At 72.9% G+C, this 23,875-nt stretch carries 16 protein-coding genes; 2 read left to right on the top strand and 14 right to left on the bottom strand.

Going from position 1 to position 23,875, the window contains the following annotated elements; genetic code table 11:
* Positions 1-4: 4 nt before the first annotated feature.
* The 14 genes from tssH to QM782_RS01155 all read right to left on the bottom strand — a co-directional run bounded on the left by tssH (position 5) and on the right by QM782_RS01155 (position 17,290).
* A complete protein-coding gene (gene tssH / locus QM782_RS01220) occupies positions 5-2,746 on the bottom strand; it encodes a type VI secretion system ATPase TssH (RefSeq protein ID WP_415201118.1) in 2,742 nt (913 codons plus the stop codon).
* Positions 2,739-3,881 (bottom strand): type VI secretion system baseplate subunit TssG, encoded by a 1,143-nt coding sequence (gene tssG, locus QM782_RS01215; protein ID WP_415201117.1) that lies wholly within the window; start codon positions 3,879-3,881, stop codon positions 2,739-2,741. The genes tssH and tssG overlap by 8 nt, the downstream gene beginning before the upstream one ends.
* Entirely contained in the window at positions 3,878-5,791 is a 1,914-nt protein-coding gene (gene tssF / locus QM782_RS01210) for a type VI secretion system baseplate subunit TssF (protein WP_415201116.1), read from the bottom strand. Before tssF ends, tssG begins: the two co-directional genes overlap by 4 nt.
* A 34-nt stretch (positions 5,792-5,825) precedes the next feature.
* Entirely contained in the window at positions 5,826-6,347 is a 522-nt protein-coding gene (tssE, locus tag QM782_RS01205; protein WP_415201115.1) for a type VI secretion system baseplate subunit TssE, read from the bottom strand.
* An 11-nt stretch (positions 6,348-6,358) separates the two neighbouring features.
* Entirely contained in the window at positions 6,359-6,865 is a 507-nt protein-coding gene (locus tag QM782_RS01200; protein ID WP_415201114.1) for an Hcp family type VI secretion system effector, read from the bottom strand.
* A gap of 194 nt (positions 6,866-7,059) precedes the next feature.
* The gene (locus tag QM782_RS01195; RefSeq protein WP_415201113.1) at positions 7,060-7,548 is read right to left on the bottom strand and encodes an Hcp family type VI secretion system effector; all 489 of its coding nucleotides are present in this window, start codon (positions 7,546-7,548) and stop codon (positions 7,060-7,062) included.
* Between the two features lie 95 nt (positions 7,549-7,643).
* Positions 7,644-9,140: a type VI secretion system contractile sheath large subunit gene (tssC, locus tag QM782_RS01190; RefSeq protein WP_415201112.1), complete on the bottom strand. Its 1,497-nt coding sequence runs from the start codon at positions 9,138-9,140 to the stop codon at positions 7,644-7,646.
* A 58-nt stretch (positions 9,141-9,198) separates the two neighbouring features.
* Positions 9,199-9,744 carry a type VI secretion system contractile sheath small subunit gene (gene tssB / locus QM782_RS01185; RefSeq protein WP_415201111.1) on the bottom strand — a complete coding sequence of 182 codons (546 nt, stop codon included), beginning with the start codon at positions 9,742-9,744 and terminating at the stop codon, positions 9,199-9,201.
* A 59-nt stretch (positions 9,745-9,803) separates the two neighbouring features.
* The gene (gene tssA, locus QM782_RS01180; protein WP_415201110.1) at positions 9,804-10,814 is read right to left on the bottom strand and encodes a type VI secretion system protein TssA; all 1,011 of its coding nucleotides are present in this window, start codon (positions 10,812-10,814) and stop codon (positions 9,804-9,806) included.
* A gap of 449 nt (positions 10,815-11,263) precedes the next feature.
* Positions 11,264-12,640 (bottom strand): phospholipase D-like domain-containing protein, encoded by a 1,377-nt coding sequence (locus tag QM782_RS01175; RefSeq protein ID WP_415201109.1) that lies wholly within the window; start codon positions 12,638-12,640, stop codon positions 11,264-11,266.
* Positions 12,641-12,666: 26 nt separating this feature from the next.
* Positions 12,667-13,773: a 5-methyltetrahydropteroyltriglutamate--homocysteine S-methyltransferase gene (locus QM782_RS01170; protein ID WP_415201108.1), complete on the bottom strand. Its 1,107-nt coding sequence runs from the start codon at positions 13,771-13,773 to the stop codon at positions 12,667-12,669.
* An 81-nt stretch (positions 13,774-13,854) separates the two neighbouring features.
* Positions 13,855-14,778, bottom strand: a complete 924-nt coding sequence (locus QM782_RS01165) for a patatin-like phospholipase family protein (RefSeq protein ID WP_415201107.1) — start codon at positions 14,776-14,778, stop codon at positions 13,855-13,857.
* The gene (locus QM782_RS01160) at positions 14,775-15,443 is read right to left on the bottom strand and encodes a 3'-5' exonuclease (protein WP_415201106.1); all 669 of its coding nucleotides are present in this window, start codon (positions 15,441-15,443) and stop codon (positions 14,775-14,777) included. Before QM782_RS01160 ends, QM782_RS01165 begins: the two co-directional genes overlap by 4 nt.
* Positions 15,443-17,290, bottom strand: a complete 1,848-nt coding sequence (locus QM782_RS01155; protein WP_415201105.1) for a putative nucleotidyltransferase substrate binding domain-containing protein — start codon at positions 17,288-17,290, stop codon at positions 15,443-15,445. Before QM782_RS01155 ends, QM782_RS01160 begins: the two co-directional genes overlap by 1 nt.
* Positions 17,291-17,480: 190 nt before the next feature.
* Here QM782_RS01155 and QM782_RS01150 point away from each other — a divergent pair, with 190 nt between their 5' ends.
* Complete coding sequence (locus tag QM782_RS01150; RefSeq protein ID WP_415201104.1) at positions 17,481-19,205, top strand: DUF4062 domain-containing protein; 1,725 nt, start codon at positions 17,481-17,483, stop codon at positions 19,203-19,205.
* Positions 19,202-23,839, top strand: coding sequence for a KGGVGR-motif variant AAA ATPase (locus QM782_RS01145; protein WP_415201103.1), 4,638 nt, complete (start codon positions 19,202-19,204; stop codon positions 23,837-23,839). Before QM782_RS01150 ends, QM782_RS01145 begins: the two co-directional genes overlap by 4 nt.
* The last annotated feature ends 36 nt before the right edge of the window (positions 23,840-23,875 follow it).

The following is a 23,875-nucleotide window of genomic DNA, read 5'->3' as shown; positions in this document are numbered from 1 at the left end:
GGCATCACCCGAACTCGTAGTAGAAATCCCCGCCCTCCACCCCCACCCGGATGCGCGTCAGGCTGTCGCCCGCCGCCAGCCGGCTCAGGTACTCGTGCGACACGCGCGGCAGCACGGTGTTCGTCAGGATCGCGTCGATCACGCGGCCGCCGGATTCGGCCTCGGTGCAGCGCGAGACCACCAGCTGCACCACGTCGTCGTCGTACTCGAAGGGGATGCCGTGGTTCTCCTGCACGCGCCGCTGGATGCGGCCCAGCTGCAGCCGCACGATGTCGCCCATCATCGCGTCCGACAGCGGGTAGTAGGGCACGACCACCAGCCGGCCCAGCAGCGCGGCCGGAAACACCTGCAGCAGCGGTTCGCGCAGCGCGGCGGCGATCTGCCCGGGCTCGGGCGTACGTGCGGGGTCGCGGCACAGCCGCATGATCAGGTCGCTGCCAACGTTGCTGGTCAGCAGGATGATGGTGTTCTTGAAGTCGATGCCGCGGCCCTCACCGTCTTCCATCCAGCCCTTGTCGAAGACCTGGAAGAACAGCTCGTGCACGTCGGGATGGGCCTTCTCCACCTCGTCCAGCAGCACCACGCTGTAGGGGCGGCGGCGCACGGCCTCGGTCAGCACGCCACCCTCGCCGTAGCCCACGTAGCCGGGCGGCGCGCCCTTCAACGTGGAGACGGTGTGAGCCTCCTGGAACTCGCTCATGTTGATGGTGATGACGTTCTGCTCGCCGCCGTACAGCGATTCGGCCAGCGCCAGCGCGGTCTCGGTCTTGCCCACGCCCGAAGTGCCGCACAGCAGGAACACGCCGACCGGCTTGCCCGGGTTGTCCAGCCGCGCGCGCGAGGTGCGCACGCGGCTGGCGATCATCTCCAGCGCGTGCTTCTGGCCGATGACGCGCTGGTTCAGCGTGTCGGCCAGGCGCAGCACGGCCTCGACCTCGTTCTTGACCATGCGGCCCACCGGCACGCCGGTCCAGTCCTGCACCACGCTGGCCACGGCCTGCTCGTCCACGGTGGGCAGGATCAGCGGCGCGTCGCCCTGCAGCGCGGCCAGGCGCGCCTGCAGCGGGGTCAACTCGGCCAGCAGCGCTTCGCGGTCGGGCGGCGGCGCGGCGCCCTCGCCTACGGGCGCAGCCCCGTCAGTCGCAGGTGCTGCCCCATCGGCCACGGGCATTGCTCCCGACGTGGGCGCCGCTTCGGCTTGCGGCGCCCGCAGCAGCGCGCGCAGTTCCAGGATGCGGTCGACCACGGCCTTCTCCTCGGCGTGGCGCTGCTGCAGCACGGCCAGGCGCGTCTGTTCCTCGTCGATGGCCTGGGCGGTGCGCCGGCTGCGCGCGGCCGTGTCGATGCCGATGGCGGCCTCGCGGGCGATGATCTCCTGCTCCACCTGCAGCGCCTCCAGCCGGCGCTGGCAGTCCTCCAGCGCCGGCGGCGTGGCGTGCTGGCTCACGGCCACGCGCGCGCAGGCCGTGTCCAGCAGGCTCACGGCCTTGTCGGGCAGCTGGCGCGCCGGGATGTAGCGGTGCGCCAGCCGCACTGCCGCCTCGATGGCCTCGTCCAGCAGCGCGACGCGGTGGTGCTTTTCCAGGATGCCGGCCACGCCGCGCAGCATCAGCACGGCCTTGGCCTCGTCCGGCTCGGCCACCTGCACGACCTGGAAGCGCCTTGTCAACGCCGGGTCCTTCTCGATGTACTTCTTGTACTCGGCCCAGGTGGTGGCGGCGATGGTGCGCAGCTTGCCGCGCGCCAGCGCCGGCTTCAGCAGGTTGGCAGCGTCGCCGGTGCCGGCCTGGCCGCCGGCACCGATCAGCGTGTGCGCCTCGTCGATGAACAGGATGATGGGCTGCGGCGAGGCCTGCACCTCGTCGATCACGGCGCGCAGCCGGCTTTCGAACTCGCCCTTCATGCTGGCGCCGGCCTGCAGCAGGCCCACGTCCAGCATGTGCAGGCGCACGTCCTTCAGCTGCGGCGGCACGTCGCCGCGCGCCAGCCGCAGCGCGAAGCCCTCGACCACCGCCGTCTTGCCGACGCCGGCCTCGCCGGTCAGGATCGGGTTGTTCTGGCGCCGGCGCATCAGGATGTCGACGATCTGGCGGATCTCCTCGTCGCGGCCCGCCACCGGGTCGATCTCGCCGTTGCGCGCGCGTTCGGTCAGGTCGACGGCAAAGCGCTTCAGCGCCTCCTGCTTGCCCATCGCAGCCGGGGCGATGGCGCCGCTGGCTTCGCCGGGCGCAGCGCCGCCGGTGGTCGCGGCGCTGGCGGCCTGCCCCTCCTCGGGCGAGCCGGCGACGATCTTCGCGAAGTCCTGCGCCAGGGCGTCGGCCTGGATGCGCTCGAACTGGCGCGAGATCGAGACCAGCACCGCGCGCAGCCCGGTGGTCTTGAGCATGCCCAGCAGCAGCGTGCCGGTGCGCACGCGCGTGTCGCCGAACATCAGCGAGCCGTAGACCCAGCCGCGCTCCACCGCGCTCTCGACCCAGCTCGACAGGTCGGTGACCGACGAGGCGCCGCGCGGCAGCCGGTCCAGCGCGGCCAGCAGGTCCGTGGCCAGCGCCGCGGCGTCGATGCCGGCGTGCTGCACGATGCGGTGCAGGTCCGAGTCCTGTCCATTCAGGATCTGGTAGAGCCAGTGCTGCAGCTCCACCACCGGGTTGCCGCGCAGCTTGCAGAACACGGTGGCGCCCTCGATGGCTTTGTAGGCCGTGGCGTCGAGCTTGCCGAACAGCGCGGCGCGAGAGATTTCAGGCATGGTGGCCTCCATGGCGGCGCAGGAACGAAGAGCCGGGGCGCAGGTGCAGGTCGCCGCGATCACCTTGATCGCGCGGCGCACGCCGGCGGCCCAGCCAGCAGGCCACGCCCAGTGCGAGCTGCCGGCCCAGGCGCGGCGCGGGCAGCTCGGCCCGCGCCAGCACCAGCTGCACGTCCCAGCGCAGGTCCAGCCCGGCGTACTGGCGCACCCAGTCGCGCAGCGGCGGCCAGGCGCGGCCGGCGGGCAGGAAGTCGTGGTACTGCGCCAGCGTCAACGGGCCCAGCACCACGCGGAACCTGAACTGCCGGTCGGGCACGGCGTGGCCGGCGTTGGCGCTGCGGCCCAGCTGCGCGGCGGGGCGGGCCACGCGCTCGGGCCGGTTGCGCGCATGGCCCAGGCGGCTGCAGTCCTCCGGCGCGATCGTCAGCCGGTGCGCGACGTGCTCCTCGATGCGCACCGGCACGCGGAAGTACTGGGCCAGCAGCTTGGCCAGGCCCTCGGGGTGGCGGCTGCGCGCGCCCAGCAGCCCGGCCTGGAACAGCTGGGCCTGGCGCGGCAGCGCGCCCTGCAGCGGCGCCGCAGCAGCCTGCCCGAAGCCGGCGCCCAGCCAGGCGGCGAAGCGGTCGTGCCCGGGCCGGTCATGCTGCACGGTGGGTTGGGCATCGGCCCAGGCACGGTAGAACAGCGCCAGCATGCGGTGGTGGAACATGTCCAGGAAGCGCGCCGCCGTCGGGTCGTTGCGCCAACGCAGGCGTTCGCGCACGTACTCGGTCAGGTGCAGCGGCATCGGGCCCTGCGGGCCCAGCAGGCCGAAGAAGCGCACGCCCAGCCGCGGCGCCGGCATGTGCTTCTCGTGCGCGAAGCTGGCCAACGGGGCGGGCGCGAAGTCCAGTTCGGGTTCCTGCCCCAGGCGGATCGGCTCCTGCGACGGGCGCAGCGCGCGGCCGATGCGCGGGGCCTCGGGGTGCAGCGCTTCCAGCCGGCGCAGCAGCGCGAAGAAATCGTGCGCCCAGGGCGCGTCGCGCAGCGATGCGAACAGCGCCTCGCGCGCGGCGTCGCGCTGCGTGTTCGCTGGGGTATCTCCGCGCTGCGCGCTGCGGTGCTGAGCACCTTGGGGCGGCCCGGCGGCGCTCACACCCGCTCCCGCAGCCCGATGCGCGGCGGCCAGCGCATCACCTCGCCGCGCTGCGGCGTGCGCAGCACCAGCTGCGTGAAGGCATTGATGGCCGCGTGCCGCGCGAAGAAGCGCTCCAGCACGCTGGCGAACAGGAAGGCACTGCTGCCCTGGAAGGCCAGTTCGTCCAGCTCCAGCACGATCTCGATGCCGCTGCCGAAGCTCATCGGCCCCTTGAACGGCAGCCGCCGCACGATGGGCCGAACCTGCAGCGCCTGCACGCCGGCCACCTGGCGCGCCCAGGCCGCGTCGTCCGGCGGCGCGTACAGCCGCAGCATGGTGCGCAGCGCGGCGGCCGCGTCGGCCGGCGCCGCGCCGACCAGCGACAGGTGGTTCAGCCCCAGGTGGCTGACCAGCTGCCAGCCCAGCTCACCGACCGGCCGGCGCGACACCGGCCGCGTCGGCCCGCGCAGCGCGTCCACGCGCCGCACCGGGCCGGCCGCGTCCAACCGCCACAGCGGCGGGCGGTCCGGGCCGGCGCCCTGCGGCAGCAGCGTCGGCAGGTCGCGGTTGCTGACCCAGGCCGCCACCGAGAGCTGGCGGATGTCCTCGCGGTACGGCGCATGGCGCGGGTCGACCAGCGCCAGGTACACCTCCTCGCCGATGTACGACGAGCGCGTGCCCTGCTGCATCTGCCGCTGCGAGCGCACCCGCGGCTCGCGCCGCAGCGTGTAGTAGCCGTGTGCCGCGGGCCCATCGCCATGGCCATCGCCGCCGCCGGCCGCCTGCGGCGTGGCGTACAGCGGCAGGAACTGCTGCTGCGCCACGGCGCCGGTGCCGTGGCCGGTGACCGATTCCAGGCTGTGCACCTCGAAGTCCATCGGCCGCGTGCGGTCCGGCACCACGTGGTATTCCCAGGCGCCGGGGCCGAGCTGGATGCGGTCCAGCCGCTTTTTGAACAGGTTGATCGCCGGCGTGCAGTGCAGCGCCAGGCTGGCGCGATCGACCAGCGCTTCCAGCGGCGCGTCACCACGGCGCAGCAGCACCACCAGCTCCACCTCGTCGCCGCGCACGTGCGCCAGCCGCGCCGCCAGCTCGCCGATCTCGAAGAACAGCAGCCGCTGCGGCATGGCAGCCGCCTCCTGCAGCAGCCGGTAGCCGGAAAACGCGCGCAGCGACTCCGGCAGCAGTGCCTCGTCGGCGGCGAAGCCCAGCGGCCGCAGGCTGTCCGGCCCGCGCCAGGCCGGTAGTGCGTTGCCCGCGCCGCTCTCGCCGGTGGCAACCAGCGTGCCGGTGGCGGCGCCGTGCAGCAGCTCGTGCAGGCGCAGCGCCACCTCGTCGGGCGCACTCAGGTAGAAGGCCAGCCGGTCCATGCCCAGTTGGTCGAAGCCCAGGCCCCCGCCGGTGCGCAGCTCGATGCGCAGCCCGCCCTGCGTGCCCTGGGCCTGCGGCAGGCGGGCCAGCGGCAGGTCGGGCGCGTGGGTGAAGTACTGCACCGCCACCAGCTCCACCGGCCACAGCGTGGCGGCGTGCGCGGTGCGGAACTCGCAATGCGTGTCCTGCCCGCGCGCCAGCTCGGCCGTGATGGCGCTGCCGCGCGGCACCACGTGGCCGCGCGCGAGGTTCGGGTCCAGCACGTCGACGTCGAAGCGCGCCACCATCATCGACGGCACCGGCGCCAGGAAGTTGGGGTAGCTCGCCTCCAGCAGCTGCGCGATCAGGCGCGGCTGCTCGGCCTCGATCTTGAGCTGCACGTGCGCCGCCATGAAGGCGAAGCCCTCCAGCAGCCGCTCGACGTACGGGTCGGCGACCTCCACGCCCTCCATACCCAGCCGCGCCGCGATCTTGGGAAAGGCGTGCGCGAACTCGCCGCCCATCTCGCGCAGGTGGGTCAGCTCGTCGCTGTAGAGGCGCAGGAGGTGGGGGTCCATGCCGTGATAGCCGCTTGTGACCGCGTATTGCCGCTCAGGTCCGGGCGCGGCCGCTGCCCGCCGCATCCCGCACCTCCACCTGCCCCGCCTCCAGGTCCATCTGCGTGCGCAGCAGGATCTCCAGCGGCACCGGCTGCGACCACAGGCGGCCGCGGATCTCGAACTCGATCACGTTGTGCGTGTCCAGCACGCTGCTGGGCTCGACTGCGCGCACCTGCAGGCCTTCGGCGAGGATGCGCGGCTCGTAACGCAGGATGGCCTGGCGGATGGCGCGCTCCAGCACGCCGGCGTCGAGCCGGGACGCGAGTTGGCCCGACAACGCCGGCAACCCGAAGTTCAGCACGCTGCCCGCCACCTGCGGGTACGCTTCCGCCGCGCCGCCCAGCGGCTGCACGGCGTTGAACAGCGCGCCCAGGTCGCGCAGCACGGCCTGGCGCAGCTGCGCGCGGGACATCACGCGGCGGTCTTCCGCCTCGTGGCGCTCGCCGGGCGCGTCGTCGGTCAGCCGGTCCAGCAGGGCCGGCTGTAGGCGGTTGCGGACGTCCACGGTGGGCATGGCGTGGCCTTTCAACTGGGCAGGACTTCGTCGTCGAAGCTGAAGGTGCCGGAGCCCAGCCCGGCGCTCTCCTGGGGCTGGTAGGCGATGCCGACCTTGGTGAACGCGATCGACACCCGCTCCAGCGGCCGGCCGTCGTCGCCGACGTCGATGTCCACGGCCACCACGCGCGCGCCGTTCAGCGTCATCGTGAAGTAGTCCAGCGCCTCGCCGCCGGCCTTGCGCATGGTCAGCACCGCTTCCTTGATCTCGTCGTTGGTCGCCAGCGCGGCCAGCAGCGCGGTGGAGGCCGAATCGATGCCCTTGGTGACGACGAGCTGGCGGTACACGCGCCGCGCCGTGCGCTCGGTCGAGCCGATCGCGGTGTTGGCGCTGACGCCCCAGTTCCAGCGCAGCAGCTGGATCTCCTCGGCGTGGCCCTCGGTCGTGGCCTCGCCCTTGACCTTGCCGGCGCGCTTGGTCTGCACGCGCAGGAAGAGGTCGGACGCGGCGTCGCCTGCCGCTGGCGAGGGGAACATCTCAATGCTCCACGGCGCTGGCGCGCCACCCGCAGCGCAGGAGCCCAGGCCGCCCGCAGCGGTCCGAAGGGCCGCGGAGCCGGCCATGCCAGCGGCCGCCGCGGGGCGCGCGGGGCCGGACCGCCGGCGGCGCCCCCCGGGGGCGGATGGGACTTCCACGCGCCGTGAGGCAGTCCAGGCGGCGGCGAGTCACGTCACACCTTCTTGTTGGTCGTGATGTCCCAGCCGCCGACGACCTCGCCGCCCAGGCCGCCCTTGCCGTCCTGCGGCTTGTACTTGAACTCGATCTTCCCGTAGTTCAGCGATACCTGTTCCATCGGGATGATGTCCGCGCCGCCCGAGCCGCCGTTCTGGTAGCTGCTGACCATCACCGGCGAAAGGATGATGGTCAGGAATTCCTCCTGCTCGCCGCCGGCCTTGCGGCACACCAGCGTGGCGGTGGCCAGGTGCTCGCCGGTGCAGCACGCGGTCAGCAGCTTGGCCGAGGCCTTGTCGGTCTTCTTCACGAAGTGGAAGTCCTGCAGCGCGACCTTGCCGCTGCCGCCGCCGCCGCCGCTGTTGAACGAGCCGGCATTGCTGCCGCCCACGCTCCAGGATTCGAGCTCGATTTCGCCGGAGTGCTTGTCGTCGGTGCTTTCGCCTTCGACACCGTCGATTTTCAGGAAGTAGTCGACATGGGCCATGATTTCCTCGCTTCAGGGGTTGGGTTGAACGTCGTGTGGTGGACAGGGACGGCAGGCGCGCACGACGGCTCGCGCCGGGTCTCTTGGTGCCGGGTTCAGGCGCCTTTCTGCGACGGCAGCTTGGACACCAGCCGCAGCGACACCGTCAGCCCTTCGAGCTGGTAGTGCGGCCGCAGGTAGAACTTGGAGGTGTAGTAGCCGGGGTTGCCGGGCACCTCCTCGACGACGACCTCGGCGGCGGCCAGGGGCTTCCTGGATTTGGTCGCCTCCGACGAATTGGCCGGGTCGCCGTCCACGTAGTTCATGATCCATTTATTCAGCCACTTGGCCATGTCGGCGCGTTCCTTGAACGAGCCGACCTTGTCGCGCGCGATGCACTTCAGGTAGTGCGCGAAGCGCGAGCAGGCGAAGAGGTAGGGCAGGCGCGCCGACAGGTTGGCGTTGGCCGTGGCGTCGGGGTCGTCGTATTCCTCGGGCTTCTGCAGCGACTGCGCGCCGATGAAGACGCCGAAGTCCGAGTTCTTGCGGTGCAGCAGCGGCATGAAGCCGTTCTTGGCCAGCTCGGCCTCGCGCCGGTCGCCGATCGCGATCTCGGTCGGGCACTTCATGGCCACGCCGCCGTCGTCGGTCGGGAAGGTGTGCGTCGGCAGCCCTTCGACCGCACCGCCCGATTCCACGCCGCGGATGCGCGTGCACCAGCCGTACAGCTTGAACGAGCGGTTGATGTTGACCGCCATCGCATAGGCCGAGTTGGCCCAGGCGTAGGCCGAGTGGTCGGCGCCGGTGGTCGCTTCCTCGAAGTTGAACTCTTCCACCGGCGCGGTCTTGGCGCCCCAGGGCAGGCGCGCCAGGAAGCGCGGCATCGCCAGGCCGATGTAGCGCGAATCCTCCGAGGCGCGCAGCGAGCGCCAGGCCGCGTACTCGGGCGTGGTGAAGATCTTGGTCAGGTCACGCGGGTTCGACAGCTCCTGCCACGAGCCCATCTGCATCAGGTTGGGGCTGGCGGCGGCGATGAAGGGCGTGTGTGCGGCGGCGGCCACCTTGCTCATTTCGCCCAGCAGTTCCACGTCCGGCGGGCTGTGGTCGAAGTAGTAGTCGCCGACCAGCGCGCCGAAGGGCTCGCCGCCGAGCTGGCCGTATTCCTCTTCGTAGACCTTCTTGAACAGCGGGCTCTGGTCCCACGCCGTGCCCTTGAACTTCTTCAGCGTCTTGCCCAGCTCCTTCTTCGAGATGTTCATGACGCTGATCTTCAGCATCTCGTCGGTCTCGGTGTTGTTGACCAGGTAGTGCAGCCCGCGCCAGGCGCTTTCCAGCGCCTGGAACTCCGGGTGGTGCAGGATCAGGTTGACCTGCCGGGTGAGCTGCTCGTCCAGCTCGGCGATCATCGCCTCGATGCTGGCGAGCACGTCGCCGTCGATCAGCTTGGTGGAAGCCAGCGCCTGCTGCGCCAGCGTCAGCACCGCGTTCTGCACGGCGTTCTTGGCGTCGTCGGACTTGGGCTTGAACTCGCGGTTCAGCAGCGCGGCGAACTCGCCGCCCTGGTACTCGATGCCCTGCAGCGGCGCTGGGGTCTGGAGGGTGTCTGCGTCCATGGTGGGTATCTCCCGGGGGCGGATGGGGGGTGTCGTCGAGGCGGAAGGCTGCGGCGGCTCAGGCGGCGTCGGCCGGCTTGTCGGCGGCGTCCGCCGTGGCGTCGGGGAGCGCCTCGGGCTTCTTCGCGGCGGCCAGCGCGGCCAGCAGCGCCGGGTCGGCCATCACCCGGGCCAGCAGCTCCTCGGCGCCGGTCTTACCGTCCATGTAGGTCAGCAGGTTGGCCAGCTCCTGGCGCGCCTTGAGCAACTGCTTCAGCCCGTCGACCTTGCTCGCGATGGCGGCGGGCGAGAAGTCGTCCATGTTCTTGAAGGTCAGTTCCACCGCCAGGTTGCCCTGGCCGGTCAGCGTGTTGGGCACGGGGAAGCTCACGCGCGGCTTCATCGACTCCATGCGCGCGTCGAAGTTGTCGACGTCGATCTCCATGAACTTGCGCTCGCTGACCGGTGGCAGCGGGTCGGCCGGCTTGCCCGACAGATCGGACAGCACGCCCATGACGAAGGGCAGCTGCACCTTCTTCTCGGCGCCGTAGAGCTCGACGTCGTACTCGATCTGCACGCGCGGGGCGCGGTTGCGGGCGATGAACTTCTGGCTGCTGGTGGCCATGGCGGGCTCCTGGTGGTCGTTGCGGCGCGGTGGGCGGGTGGGTGTGGACGGGCCTTCGTTCAGGCCTGCTTGGTGGAACCGGTGAGCTTCTCGATCTGGCCCACGCCGTCGGGCATCAGGTCGCGGACGATCTCGAGGAAGTTCTTGGTCATCAGGCGCTGCGCACGCTGGATGAACAGCGGGGCAGGGTTGGCCGGCTCGTTGCGCTCGATCCATTCGCTGACCCGCTGCAGCATGCGGATCGCGTCCTCGCGCGTGGCGATGGCGCCGGGCGCTGCGGCGGCCGCCGGCGGCGCGGCGGGCACGGCGCCGCCAGGCAGCGCGGGCACATCGGCGGCCGCGCCCTGCGCCTGCCGGCCGGCCAGGGCCACGGCGCGCAGCAGCGCGAGCAACGGCTTGAGGTCGGGCGAGCGGCCGGCGCCGAGATGGCGGTCCAGCGCCGCGGCCATGCCCTGCACAGCCAGCAGGCCGGCCTGCATCGCCTCGGCCAGCGCCGGCACCTGGGCCTGCGCGGCGGCGATCGCCGGGGCCAGGCCCTCGGCGGTGGGCACCGCTTCACCGCCGTACGGCTTGGCGCCGCCGAAGGCCAGTTCCAGGTCGCGCACGGTGACGGCGCCGCGCGCAGGCGTCAGCGCCGCGCGGCGCAGGTCGGCCAGGCCGTCCGCGGTGAACAGCGGCCAGATCGCGCTGATGCGGGCCGTGGGGTCGTTGCCGTCGCTGGCGTCCAGCAGCGGGTGCACGTGCTCCCAGTGATGCTCCAGCAGGCCGTGCACCAACTGCAGGCCCTGCACCATGCCGACCAGGCCCTGCACGTGGGCGGCGCTGCGCGCCAGCCAGGTGGCGATGCGCAGGTCGTGGCTGCGGGTGGCCAGCGCCAGCGCATGCTGGTGCACGGCCGCCCAGTCCGGCGGCGCGGCGGCGATCACGGTCTGGCCGAACTGCCGCTCGGGTTTGCCGGCGCCCGCCGCCTGCAGCGCCAGGAAGTCCGGGTCGTGCTCGAGGTCAGGCCCGCCAGGCGCGGGGCCTGGCAGGGGAGCGAGCAGTCCGTCGAGGTCGAGCGCAGCGGGCATCACGTCGTGCAGCCGGGAGTGGCGATGCGATGCACTCTAGGCAGGCGCGAGGCGGTGCGCAGTGGTCGAAAGTCACTTTGGGGGTGGCGTACGGAGGCAGCGTGCGGGCGCGGCTGCCGCCTGCCGGGCCGTGGCGTGCGCTGCCATGCGGGTGGACCGCCGGCATGAGGCATCTCGCTCTTGGCTTGCGGCAGCTCCCCGGGCTGCTGCTCGCTGTTGTCCGGCGAGACGGCCTTGAGCCATTGGTACGAGCGGTAGGCCGCCCCCCCGATCCGGGCGGCGGCCGTCGTGACCGCGTACCCGCGCGCGTTCACCTGCCGGACCGCCTCTTCCTTCCTCGAGTTCCGGCGTCAACCTTGGAGTGCCCACTGACCACGCCTGGACCCGACGAACGCGGCCTGGCTGCGCGACCTCACTGTCAGCCGCGCCCGGGTCGCGCGGCTGGCCGTTCAGAGCTGAAACGCCACCGCCAGCAGCAGCCCCTCGGCCACGTCCCGCGCCAGCCCCGGCCGCTGCGGCCGGTACGGCCGTCCCAGCGCCCGCTGGCCTTCGATCCAGTGCGCCAGCCAGCCGATCTCCGCCGCGCCGTAGAACACCACGCCGGCCTCGTGGTTCAGCAGCAGGCTGCGCAGGTCCAGGTTGATCGAGCCGGCCAGGGCCAGGGTGTCGTCCACCACCAGGCCCTTGGCGTGCGACATGCCGGGCAGCAGGTGGAAGGCCACGCCGGCCTCGGCCAGCTCGCGCATCGCGCGGCTGCGCGCGAAGTCGGCCAGCCGGTGGTTGGAGACGGCCGGCAGCACGATGTCCACGGCCACGCCGCGGCGGGCCGCGCGGCGCAGCGCGTCGCGCAGTGCGTCGTCGGGGATGAAGTAGGGCGTGACGGCCAGGATGCGGTGCTCGGCGCGGTAGCAGGCGTCGATCAGCAGCGCGTCGGCCGTGTCCTCGGCCTGGTCCGGGCCGCTGGGCAGGAATTGCGCCGGCGCGCTCGTGGCCACCGGCGTGGCCGGCACCACCGCGCGCGGCGGGCTCTGGCGCACGGCGCTCCAGTCGCGCGCGAACTGCCAGGCCGCGGCGCTGGCGACCGGGCCTTCGATGTCGAAGGACAGGTCGGTCCAGGGCGGGCGGCCGTCCGCGCCCTCGAAGTACTCGGCCGCCAGGTTGCGCCCGCCGGTCCACAGCCGGTGGTCGTCGGCGACCACGAGCTTGCGGTGGTTGCGCAGGTTGCGCGGGCCGTGGCCGCGCAGGCTCAGCAGCGGGCGGAACACGGCGACCTCGCCGCCGGCCGCGCGCAGCCGGTCGAAGTGCCGGCGCGGCAGCCGCAGCGCGCCGAAGCCGTCCAGCAGCACGCGCACGCGCACGCCGGCCCGGGCGCGCCCGGCCAGGCGCTCGACCACCGCGTCGCCCAGCGGGTCCGCGCCGATGATGAAGGTGCAGACGTCCAGCCGGTGGCGGGCGCCGTCGATGACTTCCCACAGCGCCTCGCGCGCGGCGCGGCCGTCGGCATGCCAGCGCGTGCGGTTGGCGCCGGGCGGCGCGAGCTCGAAGCCGTCCAGCAGGTCCGCGGCCCAGTGGCTGAAGCGCGGCGGGCCGCTGCCGCGCAGCCGCGGCCGGCCGGCCGGGCGCAGCTTGCGCCGGCCGAACAGCAGGTACAGCGGCAGCATCAGGTAGGGCAGCAGCGCCAGGCCCATGACCCAGGCGATGGCCGTGGTCGGTGCGCGCGGCTGGCGGCGCGCGCGGTTGGTCAGCACGTAGACGAGCACGGCCAGCGCGCCGAACAGCAGGTGCTGCGAGACGCTGGGCAGCCACTCCAGCAGCGCGTGCGCCACGGCGCCGGCCGATCCTCAGGGCGGCGTCAGCCCCAGACCTCGCGCGCGGTCTCGACGACCAGGCGCAGCTTGTCCCACTGCGCCTGCATGGCGATGTTGTTGCCGTGCACGGTGCTGGAGAAGCCGCACTGCGGGCTCAGCGCCAGCTGCTCCAGCGGGGCGTAGCGGGCGGCCTCGTCGATGCGGCGCTTCAGGTCGTCCTTGCTTTCCATCTCGCCGAACTTGGTGGTCACCAGGCCCAGCACCACGGTCTTGCCCTTGGGCAGGTAGCGCAACGGGCGGAAGTCGCCGGAGCGGTCGTCGTCGTATTCGAGGAAATAGGCGTCCAGGTCCATCTCGCGCAGCAGCGCCTCGGCCACGGGCTCGTAGTTGCCGGCCGCGGCGTGGGTGCTCTTGAAGTTGCCGCGGCACAGGTGCATGGCCAGCAGCATGCCCGGCGGCTTGTGCGCGACCACCTTGTTGATGAACCGGGCGTAGCGGTGCGGCAGCTCGTTCGGGTCGTCGCCGCGCTGGCGGGCGGCCTCGCGCATCTTCTCGTCGCACAGGTAGGCGAGGTTGGTGTCGTCCATCTGCACGTAGGTGCAGCCGGCCGCGGCCAGCGAACGCAGCTCGTCGCCGTAGGCGCGCGCCACGTCGTCGTAGAAATCGGGCTCCAGCTCGGGGTAGGCCGCCTGGCTGATGCCGGCGCGCCCGCCGCGGAAGTGCAGCATGGTGGGCGAGGGGATCGTGACCTTGGGCGTGCAGCCGGCGGCGACCTGGCTCTTGAGGTACGCGAAGTCGGCGCGCTGGATGTCCTTGGCGTGGCGCACCTTGTCGGTCACGCGCATCACGGGCGGGGCCAGCTCCTCGGTGCCGTCGGGCTTGCGGACCGTGACCGGGACGTCGGTCTGCACGCCGCCCAGCTGTTGCAGGAAGTCGATGTGGAAATAGGTGCGGCGGAACTCGCCGTCGGTGATGCTCTTCAGGCCCACGTCCTGCTGGGCCTTGACGACCTCCGCGATGGCCCGATCCTCGACCTCGCGCAGTTGCTCCGCGCTGATCGTGCCCTGCGCCTTCTGCTCGCGCGCCTGCAGCAGGTAGGCCGGGCGCAGGAAACTGCCGACGTGGTCGTAGCGGGCGGGCAAGGCGTGCATGGCGGGTGGCTCCTCTTGGTGGTGGATGGGTGGGTCGGATGGCGGCGCAGTGTAAGCCGCGGTGCCGGCGCGCCGCGGCAATCACCCCAGCCAGTCGGCCAGTTGCGGCAGCGCCTGCTCGACGGCCTTCTCGCCCTGGGCGATGGCCAGGGCGGCGCGGTCGAAGTCCATGGCCGCGATGTCCGACAGGCGCGGCCGGATCAGCACGTCGGCTGGCTCGCCGGCCAGCCGGCTCTGGGTGATGCGCACCTGCATGATGTTCAGGCTGGTGGTCAGCACGTCCATCAGCGAGGGCATGGGCGGCGGCACGGCATCGGCGCCGCCGCCGTTGGCCGGGCTGGCGGCGCGCGGCGCCGGCTTGAGCCGCTCCAGCAGCGCGGCCAGCGGGCCGGGCGGCGCCAGGTTGGCGGTGGCGACGGCGGTGTCGTCGCTGGCGCGGGCGCGCCGGCCGACCAGGTCCCAGTTCAGGTCCACGGCCACGACCACGTCGGCGCCCATCGCGCGGCACAGCGACACCGGCACCGGGTTCACCAGTCCGCCGTCGACCAGCAGCCGCCCCTCGCGCAGCGCCGGCGTGAACAGGCCCGGCAGCGCGATGGAGGCGCGCACCGCGTCGATCACCGGCCCGTCGCGCAGCCAGACCTCGCGGCCGCTGGCCAGCTCGGTCGCCACGCAGCCGAAGGCCAGTGGCAGCTGGGCGATGCCCCGGTCCTCGAAATGGCGGCTGAAGAACTCGACCAGGCGGTTGCCCTCGATCAGGCCGCCGCCCATGCGCAGGTCCAGCAGCGACAGCACGCCCTGCCAGTTCAGCCGGCGCGTCCAGTCCTCCAGCCAGTCGAGCCGGCCGGCCGCGTGCACCGCGCCGACCAGCGCGCCGATGGAGCTGCCGCAGACGATGTCGGGCGCGAAGCCGGCGCGCACCAGGGCGCGGATCACGCCGATGTGCGACCAGCCGCGCGCCGAGCCGCTGCCCAGGGCCAGGCCGATCCGCGGGCGCCGCCTCATGGGGCGAGCGCCTTGAGCTTGACGAAGGCCAGCGCCGCCATGATCGCGTCGGACAGGGCGTCGTGCGCGTGGCGCTGCGGCAGGTCCAGGTCGGCCATCATGGTGGCGAAGCGCAGGTCGGTGTAGCCGTGCCGCGCATGCGCCTCGCGCAGGCGGTTCACGTGGTCGTAGTAGAGGCCGGAGACCTCGATCTTCGGCTGCGGCAGCCCGCAGCCCAGCAGCGGCAGCATCACGCGCTCGACCATGGCCACGTCGAACTCCAGGTAGTAGCCGACCAGCGGCCGGCTGCCGACGAAGCGCAGCAGCTGGCGCACGGCGTCGTCGGCGGGCAGGCCCTGGGCCACGTCCTGCTCGCGCAGCTGGTGCACGCGCACGGCCTCGGCCGACACGCGCTGGCGGCTCGGGCGCACCACCAGCTCCAGCCGCTCGCTGGTCAGCACGCGGTTGCCGCGGATGCGCACGGCGCCGATCGCGACGATCTCGTCGGCCTGCCGGTCCAGGCCGGTGGTCTCGCAGTCCAGCGACACCCATTCGTCCGGCGGCGGTGGATCCCACAGGAAGGCGAAGGCCGGGTCCTTGAGCCGGCGCAGGCCCCACCAGCGCCGGGCCTGGGCGGCCCAGCCGGTGGTGGGCATCGGCGCGGCGGTGGCAGCGGGCGCGGGCATCACATCTGGTCCAGGTGGAAGCGCGAGCGCAGCGTGCGGCGGAAGCGCTTGACGACCTCCAGCGTGTCCTTCAGCAGGTCGCGCTCCAGGCTGGACAGCCGCCGCAGGTCGATCCGGCCGCTGACGGGGTGGCCGGTGTCCATCTCGTGCAGGCCGGCCTGGAGCTTCAGGCCCATGAAGAAGTGCAGGCTGTCCACCACCTCGGCGGCCAGGGCGGGGTCGATCTGGCCGGCGGCCACCAGGGCTTCCAGCCGCGCGGCCGTGGAGGTCTCCTCCAGCCGCGCCCGCAGCGCCAGGCTGCGCACGCCGTGCACCAGCGGGAAGATGCCCTGCTTCTTCACGTCCAGGCCCTCGCGCCCGGCGCTGTCGCGCGCCAGCAGCCGGCTCCACCAGTGCGGGTCCTCGGCCGCGAACTGGTCGATCGCCGCCGCGAAGCGGGCCAGCATGCCGTCGTTGTCGGTGGCCAGCGCGAACAGCCGCGCGCGCACGGCGCCCAGCAGTGTGGCGTCGCCGCACACCGGGTGCGCGTCCAGGAAGATCGCCAGCGCCATCAGGTGCTCGCCGCTGGGCTGCAGCAGCCAGCCGCGCGCGCGCTCGGCGAACGCGGACTGGCTGCCGCGCCAGGCCGGGTTGGACAGCATCACGCCGCCGGCGCAGGGCGGGTAGCCGAAGCGGCCGAGTGCCTCCGAGAAGCGCGCGCACAGCGCCTCCAGGTCCGGCGGCGGCGCATAGCCGTCGCGCAGGATCAGGCCGTTGTCCTGGTCGGTGCGCAGCAGTTGCTCGCCCCGGCCCTCGCTGCCCATCACGAACAGGCAGCTGTTGGCCACCAGCTCGGCCGGCGCGATCAACTGCCAGGCGCGCTCGAACAGCCGCGCGTTCAGCGCCTGCACCAGGCTGGCGATCTGGCCCACGCGCGTGCCGCCGCGCGCCAGCAGCACCACCAGCCGCGTCACGTGCCCGGCCGCGCGCGCCAGCGCGTCCAGGTCCCCGGCCTCGGCGATGTCGCGGCTGATCAGGTAGGAGTGGTTGGACAGGAAGCTGAACAGGTCCAGCGCCTCCAGCACGCCGACGATGCGCTGGCCGTCGTGCGGGTCCAGCACGACGGCGCGGTGGATCTTGTGGCGCACCATCACCGTCAGCGCGTCGCCCACCGGGTCGCTGGCGCGCACGCCGATCAGCTCGAAGCTGGAGAACTCGCGCAGCGGCAGGCGATCCAGCGGCCGGCCGTCGAGCACCGCGCGCTGCAGCGCGTTGGAGGTGAAGATGCCGGTGCGCGGCGCCGGGCCCGCGCCGTCGCGCACCAGCACGCTGGTGGTGCGCTTCTCGCGGAACAAGCGCACGGCCGAGAGCACGTCGTCGTCCGCATCCATGAACACCGGGGCGCGCACGTAGGCCTGGTCCACCCGCGCCAGCGTCAGCGACTGCAGCTCGTGCCGGCCCTGGCGCTCGGCGATGGCGCCCAGCTTGTTCGACAGGTCCGCGAACAGCAGCGCGCCGAAGGTGGCGTTGCGGGCGATCAGCTCGCGCACCGCGTCGCGCGCGAGCTGGTAGCACAGCACCTCCTCGGCCGCGACGAAGCGCCCGTTCACCCGCCCGGCCACCAGGCTGCGGCCGTCGAAGCTGTCGTCCGGCCCGTAGCTGGCCACGGCCTGGGCGGCGTCGCCGTGCTCGTACTGCTGCACGAAGCCCTTGATGATCACGAACAGGTGCTCGGGCGCCGCACCGTGCGCCAGCACGGTCTCGCCGGCGCGGAAGTAGGCGATGTCGATGCGCTCGCGCACCAGCGCCTGCTCGTCGGGCGTCAGGCAGTCGAACGGCGAGGCGGAGAAGTTGAAGGCGCTGGGCATGGGCGTGGCGGCGGGAGGTTGCCGTTCATTCTGCGGCGCATGCCGGGCAGGATGCTTGTCGCGCGTCAATTCGTTGCAGGTCCTGGCCGCAGGCGCGTCCATCAATTGGATGATTCGCAGCGGGTTGTAGACGTTTCGCCTGCTTGTTGCACGATCCTCGCTTGTATACGATGCGGCGAGGAGGTGGGCCGTGCCGGATGTCTATTTGTCGTCGACCCTCGAGGATCTGAAGGCGGAACGCGCAGCCGTGCTGAAGGTGCTCACGGACCAGGGCTTTGGCGTCAAGCAAAGCTATGGCGCCAGCGAGACGGACCTGGTCAGCACCTGCGTCCGCGACGTGCGTGCCTGCCGCATCTACGTCGGCATCGTGGGCGACCGCTACGGCTACTGCCCGGCGAGCCCGATGCCCAATCCCGACGGCCTGTCGATCACCGAGCTCGAGTTCCAGGCCGCTGCCAAGCTCCCGTACCGCTTCGTGTTCGTCAAGGACCGCAGCGCCATTCCCGTCCCGTTCACCGACGTGGACAGCGGCGAGAACGGCGCCGGCAGCCGCATCGCCGATTTCCGCAAGCGCCTGGGCAACTCCGAGGGTGTCGTCGCCGGGCAGTTCAGCACCACGGAAGACCTGGAGAAGCTGGTGCTGGCCGCCGTGCTGAAGGTGCCCGCGCCCCAGGCCGATCCGCTGATGACGTCGGACGACCGCCATCCCAGGGAGATGATGACCCCCGTCGGCATCGTGGTCGACGCGCTGTCCTCGCAGCAACCGGCCGATGCCGAGCTGGCGCGGCAGGTGCAGGCCGACCCGCGCCTGCGGCTGATCGTGGTCGATCCGGAGCCGCCGCACTACCTGGCGCGGCTCGAGGAAGCCTGTGCCGGCTGCCGCGCCGTCGTCTGGCGGATGGACCGGCGCGCGCTGCCCATCTACCGCGACCTGGGCGCCTTGATGCCCGCCGCGCTGGCGGCCCAGCGCCTGCGCCGCGGCGGCGCGGGGCTGCTGCTGGCGGAGGACGTCGGCAGCGATCCCCTGCCGGCCGACTGGCAGGCGGACGCCGTGGTGCGCGTCGACGACACGCTGGGGCTGGCGTTCGACGAGCTGTGCCGCGGCCTGCGGCCGCACGTCGGCGCGCTGGCCACGGGGCTGGCGGATGCCCGGCCGGTGGCGGTGCCGGTTGTCGTGCTGGCGATGACGCAGGCAGAGGCCCGGTCGCTGGCCGACGGCACCGCGGCGGCGGCGGACGGCGGGCCGGACCCGCTGCGGCAGGAACTGGGCCGGCGGCTGGCGGCCCAGCAGGCGCTGGCCGCCGGCGGCGGCTGGCCGGCGGGGATCTACGGCCCGCAGCGGGAGGACTGGCACCCCTTCGGCCCGGGCCAGCCGGGTGCCATGGCCTTGCTGCGGTCCGCGCTGGAGCGCATCAACACCGAGCGCAGCAAGCGCGACCGCGTGTTCATCCGCCACGATGGCATCCGCCTGGTGCTGCACGTCTACCGCAGCGACGACGTGCTGCAGCCCGCCCACGGGGCGCAGAAGCTGCTGCGGCAAGTCCGCGACCGGGGTTGCCTGGTGCTGGTGGACGAGCTGAGCCTGCTGCATCCCCTGCTGCGCGAGCAGGCCGGCCTGCTGCTCAAGAGCGACAACGTGGCCGTGGTGTCGTCCCAGCCGCTCGACCCGCCGAGCGAGCCCCTGCGCGCGATGCTGGCCGAGCGCTCCTGCCTGGACGTGGGTGCGCTGCTGCGGCGCTTCGGCCAGGAGCACGACCCGCGCTGCGAGCTGACCGTCTCCAACCCCGAGCGCCTGCGGCGCTGGCTGCAGATGGTGCTGCCCGAACTGGTGTCCGTGCTGGGCGGGGCCGAGGTCAACCCGCGCTTCACGACACGGCATGACGAGCTGTACGCCCCGACGGGCGGCGCCGCATGATCTACACCTTCTATTCGTTCAAGGGCGGTGTCGGCCGCTCCATGGCCCTGGCCTCGGCCGCCTACCTGCTGGCCGAGCGCGGGCTGCGCGTGCTGGTGATCGACTTCGACCTGGAGGCGCCGGGCCTGGAGCGCTACTTCTTCGAGGAGAAGGATGCCGCCGGCGCCCGCGAGAAGCCCGGCCTGGTCGACCTGCTGCTCGACTACCGGCGCGCCCTGACCAACGAGGAGGATTTCGAGGCGCGCGCCTTCCGCCAGTGGTGGCAGTACGTGCAGGATGCCGCTCCCAGCGTGACCGGCGCCGGGCGGGTGGACCTGATGAGCGCCGGGCGCCGCGAGCCGCAGGCGCGCTTCGCCGCCTACGCCCAGGCCGTGCGCAGCTTCGACTGGCACGACTTCTTCCACCACTGGAACGGCGAGCGCTTCTTCGACTGGCTGCGCGCCGAACTCACCAGCCCGTCCGGCGGCCGCGGCTACGACGTGGTGCTGGTGGACAGCCGCACCGGCATCACCGAGATGGGCGGCGTCTGCGCCTACCAACTGGCCGACGCCGCCATCATGCTGTGCGCGGCGAACGACCAGAACATCGAGGGCACGCTGCGCGTGGCGCGCGACTTCCGCTCCGAGGCCACGCTGGCGCTGCGGCGCGGGCGGGAGCTGCAGCTCCTCGTGATCCCGGCGCGGCTGGAAGGCCAGAACGCGCGCCGCGGCGAGTTCCTGCGCACCTTCGAAGAGAAGTTTCCGCGCGCCACCTACCTGCCGGCCGCGCTGTACCAGCACGGCCTGGACTACACGGCGCTGGCACTGCCCTACGACCCGGAGTTCGCCGTCATCGAGCGCTTGGTCGGCGAGAAAGCCACCACCGCCGGCGGACAGGCCGTGCTGCAGAACTTCCGGCGGCTGGCCGATGCGCTGGTCTGGATGGCGTCGCGCCCGGGCAAGCTGAAGGCGCTGCAGGATGCGCCTGCGGCGGCGCCGGTGGTGCCGGTGGTCCCGCTGGCCGATCCCACGCGCAGCCATGCCGACTACGACTTCCTGCTGGACGACCGCTGCCTGGCGCTGGAGCGGCGCGGTGCCCTGCGCCAGGGCCTGCGGGCGCTGGGCCTGCGCGTCGGGGCGCTGGACGCCAACCTGCTGCCCGGCGTGGACATCGTGGAGGCCAGCCAGCGTTTGCTGGAGGCCAGCCAGGGGCTGGTGCTGCTGCTGGCGCCGCCGGGGCTCAGCGCATGGCAGCGCGCCGAGCTGACCCTGGCGTTGCAGCGCGGCCTGCGCGTCCTGCCGCTGCGCGTCGGCGCGGAAGGCGGCGCGGCAGATGCGGCCGAACTGCCGCCCGAGCTGGTGCAGGTGCACGTCGCCACCCTGGACGGCGATCCCGCCGCGTGGCCGGCGCGCATCGCCGCGCTGTGGCGGCCGGCGCCCGTGCCGTCCGATACGGCCGGCCCGCGCGCGGCCGACGACGTGCGCCAGGCCGATCCCTACCCGGGCATGCGCCCGTTCAGCAGCAGCGAGCAGGACCTGTTCTTCGGCCGCCAGGCGCAGGTGGCGCAGTGGGCGCCGCTGGTGGCGGCCAGCCGCGTCACGCTGCTGGCCGGTGCGGCCGGCATCGGCAAGACCTCGTTCGTGCAGGCGGGCCTGCTGCCGGCGCTGGCCGCCCTGGCTCCATCGCCCGGACGCCGCGTGCACCGGCTCGACCTGGCCGCGCTGGAGGGCGACTGGCCCCAGCCCGCGCCGGACCAGGCGGCCTGGTGGGTGCTCGACCACATCGACAGCTTTGCCGAGGGCGGCGATGCGGCGGCCGTGGCCGAACGCATCGACCGCGTCGGCCAACTGCTGGACCGCCTGGGGCCGCTGGACCGCGCCATCCTGGTCGTGCGCGATGCGTTCGCGCAGAGCCTGCTGGCCGAGCCGCCGGAGCGCTGGGCGCTCGGCACCCAGGGCCGCACGCTGCTGCGCATCCATTTGCCGCCGCTCGGCGACGACGACCTCGCCACCGCCATCGAACGGCCGCCGGCGCGCCTGGGCCACGTGGTCGAGCCCGGCGTGGTGCCGGTGCTGCAGGCGCAGTGGGGCGCGGCGCCCTCGGCCGTGGCCCAGCTCGCGCGCGTGCTGCCGGCGCTGTGGCACAGCCGACGCCGCGGCTGGCTGACGGCGCAGGCCGTGCAGGGGCCGGGCGGCATTCCGGCCGCCGTGCAGGCGGCCTGGGCGCGCTGGCATGCCGGCTGCACGCCGGCCGAGGCACGGGCCACCGAGGCGCTGGTGCGCACGCTCTCCACGCTGGGGCCGGCCATGCAGCTGGCCGGGCAGGCGCTGCCATGGGAGCAGCTGGCCACGCTGGGCGCCTGGCCGCCGGGGCTGGACCCGGTGGCGCTGCGCGACCGGCTGGTGGCCGCGCGGCTGCTGGACCTGTGGCGCGCCAGCGGCTCGGGCACCGGCCTGCCCGGCGGCGCGCCGCCGCGGCAGGGCGCGCTGATGGTGGGCCTGGCGCTGGACCAGCCGGCCTTGTGCGGCGAGGCCTTCGCGGCCCCCTTCGATGCCGGCTTCCTGCTGTGGCGGCGCGAGTTCGGCGCCTACGTCGACCGCTGGGAGCGCTCGCAGCGCCTGGATGCCAGCGCCCTGTCGGAGGCCGCCCTGCGCGAGGCCGAGGCCCAGGCCGGCCGGCATCCGGAACTGCTGACCGAGCCCGAGCACGAGCTGATCGCGCAGTCGCGGCAACTGCTGGCGGCGCAGGAGGCCGAGCGGCGGGAAGCAGAGCAGGTGCAGCGCGAGAGCGCGGCCTTGCGGCAGGCGCGGGACGAGGCGCTGAAGGCGCAGGGGCAGGCCGAGGCGGCGGCGCGGCGGGCGCAACGGCAGCGGTTCTGGACCATGATCGTCTCGGTGCTAGCCGTGGCGATGGCGGCGGGCGCCGCGTGGTATTACTGGGACGCGGACCAGAATAAGACGGCCGTGGCCGTTGGACGCGACACGGCCACCGCGTTCTTGGCACGTGCTTACATAGACGACGACCCCACGGCTGCGGCGTTGGTTTTGCAGGACGTGCTGAAAGCAGGGCGGCTCGCCGCGCCGGCGCGGCTGGTCCGCTTCGATGTGATGGATCGCAACCTGGCCAAGGTGGTGCTCAGCGGGCACACCGATCCTGTGTGGCATGCGGCATTCAGCCCGGACGGGCAGACGGTGCTGACGGCGTCCGCGGACAACACGGCGCGGCTGTGGGACCGCAGCGGCCAGGTGCTGGCCGAGCTGCGCGGACATACCGATCCTGTGTGGCATGCGGCATTCAGCCCGGACGGGCAGACGGTGCTGACGGCGTCCTGGGACAAGACGGCGCGGCTGTGGGACCGCAGCGGCCAGGTGCTGGCCGAGCTGCGCGGACACACCGGGCCGGTGGTGCATGTGGCGTTCAGCCCGGACGGGCAGACGGTGCTGACGGCGTCCTGGGACAAGACGGCGCGGCTGTGGGACCGCAGCGGCCAGGTGCTGGCCGAGCTGCGCGGACATACCGGGCGGGTGGTGCATGCGGCGTTCAGCCCGGACGGGCAGACGGTGCTGACGGCGTCCGCGGACAACACGGCGCGGCTGTGGGACCGCAGCGGCCAGGTGCTGGCCGAGCTGCGCGGACACACCGGGCCGGTGGTGCATGCGGCGTTCAGCCCGGACGGGCAGACGGTGCTGACGGCGTCCGCGGACAACACGGCGCGGCTGTGGGACCGCAGCGGCCAGGTGCTGGCCGAGTTGCGTGGGCACACCGAGCGGGTGGTGCATGCGGCGTTCAGCCCGGACGGGCGGACGGTGCTGACGGCGTCCGCGGACAACACGGCGCGGCTGTGGGACCGCAGCGGCCAGGTGCTGGCCGAGCTGCGCGGACACACCGGGCCGGTGGTGCATGCGGCGTTCAGCCCGGACGGGCAGACGGTGCTGACGGCGTCCGCGGACAACACGGCGCGGCTGTGGGACCGCAGCGGCCAGGTGCTGGCCGAGTTGCGTGGGCACACCGAGCGGGTGGTGCATGCGGCGTTCAGCCCGGACGGGCGGACGGTGCTGACGGGGTCCGCGGACAACACGGCGCGGCTGTGGGACCGCAGCGGCCAGGTGCTGGCCGAGCTGCGCGGGCACGCGGAGCCGGTGCTGCATGCGGCGTTCAGCCCGGACGGGCGGACGGTGCTGACGGCGTCCGAGGACAACACGGCGCGGCTGTGGGACCGCAGCGGCCAGGTGCTGGCCGAGTTGCGCGGACACACGGGGCCGGTGGTGCATGCGGCATTCAGCCCGGACGGGCAGACGGTGCTGACGGCATCCCGGGACAACACGGCGCGGCTGTGGGACCGCACAGGCCGGGCATCGGGAATCCTGCGGAGTGCTGCGGAAGCAGCGGGATTTAGAGGATGGATCAATACGTCGGGAGCAGACTGGAGCCCCGATGGCGGCCACGTCCTGACCTGGGAAGGCACCCGCGTGAGGGTCTGGCCGGTGACCGAACAAGGCTTCATCGATCGCGTGCGTGCCGTCGCCAAACCCTGCCTGACCCTCGCCGAACGCCGCCGCGCCTATCCGGACGAGGAAGAAGCCGACGCCAAAGCCGCCGTCACGCGCTGCGAAGCCGAAGCCGCCGCGCCTGCGGCCCGCAGCGGCCCGCGCTGAGTTCGAGACACAGCCCCCCAGCCCAGCCAGGACGAC

Source organism: Pseudorhodoferax sp., from assembly GCF_047601025.1.
Classification (GTDB): domain Bacteria; phylum Pseudomonadota; class Gammaproteobacteria; order Burkholderiales; family Burkholderiaceae_C; genus Pseudorhodoferax.
This window is presented reverse-complemented; position numbering and strand designations above follow the sequence as displayed.

Excerpts from the sequence above, each read along its gene's own strand:
- QM782_RS01155 (WP_415201105.1), bottom strand. The coding sequence starts at position 17,290 with ATGCCCAGCGCCTTCAACTTCTCCGCCTCGCCGTTCGACTGCCTGACG.
- tssB (WP_415201111.1), bottom strand. The coding sequence starts at position 9,744 with ATGGCCACCAGCAGCCAGAAGTTCATCGCCCGCAACCGCGCCCCGCGC.
- QM782_RS01160 (WP_415201106.1), bottom strand. The coding sequence starts at position 15,443 with ATGCCCGCGCCCGCTGCCACCGCCGCGCCGATGCCCACCACCGGCTGG.
- QM782_RS01170 (WP_415201108.1), bottom strand. The coding sequence starts at position 13,773 with ATGCACGCCTTGCCCGCCCGCTACGACCACGTCGGCAGTTTCCTGCGC.
- tssF (WP_415201116.1), bottom strand. The coding sequence starts at position 5,791 with ATGGACCCCCACCTCCTGCGCCTCTACAGCGACGAGCTGACCCACCTG.
- tssA (WP_415201110.1), bottom strand. The coding sequence starts at position 10,814 with ATGCCCGCTGCGCTCGACCTCGACGGACTGCTCGCTCCCCTGCCAGGC.
- QM782_RS01165 (WP_415201107.1), bottom strand. The coding sequence starts at position 14,778 with ATGAGGCGGCGCCCGCGGATCGGCCTGGCCCTGGGCAGCGGCTCGGCG.
- tssC (WP_415201112.1), bottom strand. The coding sequence starts at position 9,140 with ATGGACGCAGACACCCTCCAGACCCCAGCGCCGCTGCAGGGCATCGAG.
- QM782_RS01145 (WP_415201103.1), top strand. The coding sequence starts at position 19,202 with ATGATCTACACCTTCTATTCGTTCAAGGGCGGTGTCGGCCGCTCCATG.
- QM782_RS01195 (WP_415201113.1), bottom strand. The coding sequence starts at position 7,548 with ATGGCCCATGTCGACTACTTCCTGAAAATCGACGGTGTCGAAGGCGAA.
- tssH (WP_415201118.1), bottom strand. The coding sequence starts at position 2,746 with ATGCCTGAAATCTCTCGCGCCGCGCTGTTCGGCAAGCTCGACGCCACG.
- tssE (WP_415201115.1), bottom strand. The coding sequence starts at position 6,347 with ATGCCCACCGTGGACGTCCGCAACCGCCTACAGCCGGCCCTGCTGGAC.
- QM782_RS01200 (WP_415201114.1), bottom strand. The coding sequence starts at position 6,865 with ATGTTCCCCTCGCCAGCGGCAGGCGACGCCGCGTCCGACCTCTTCCTG.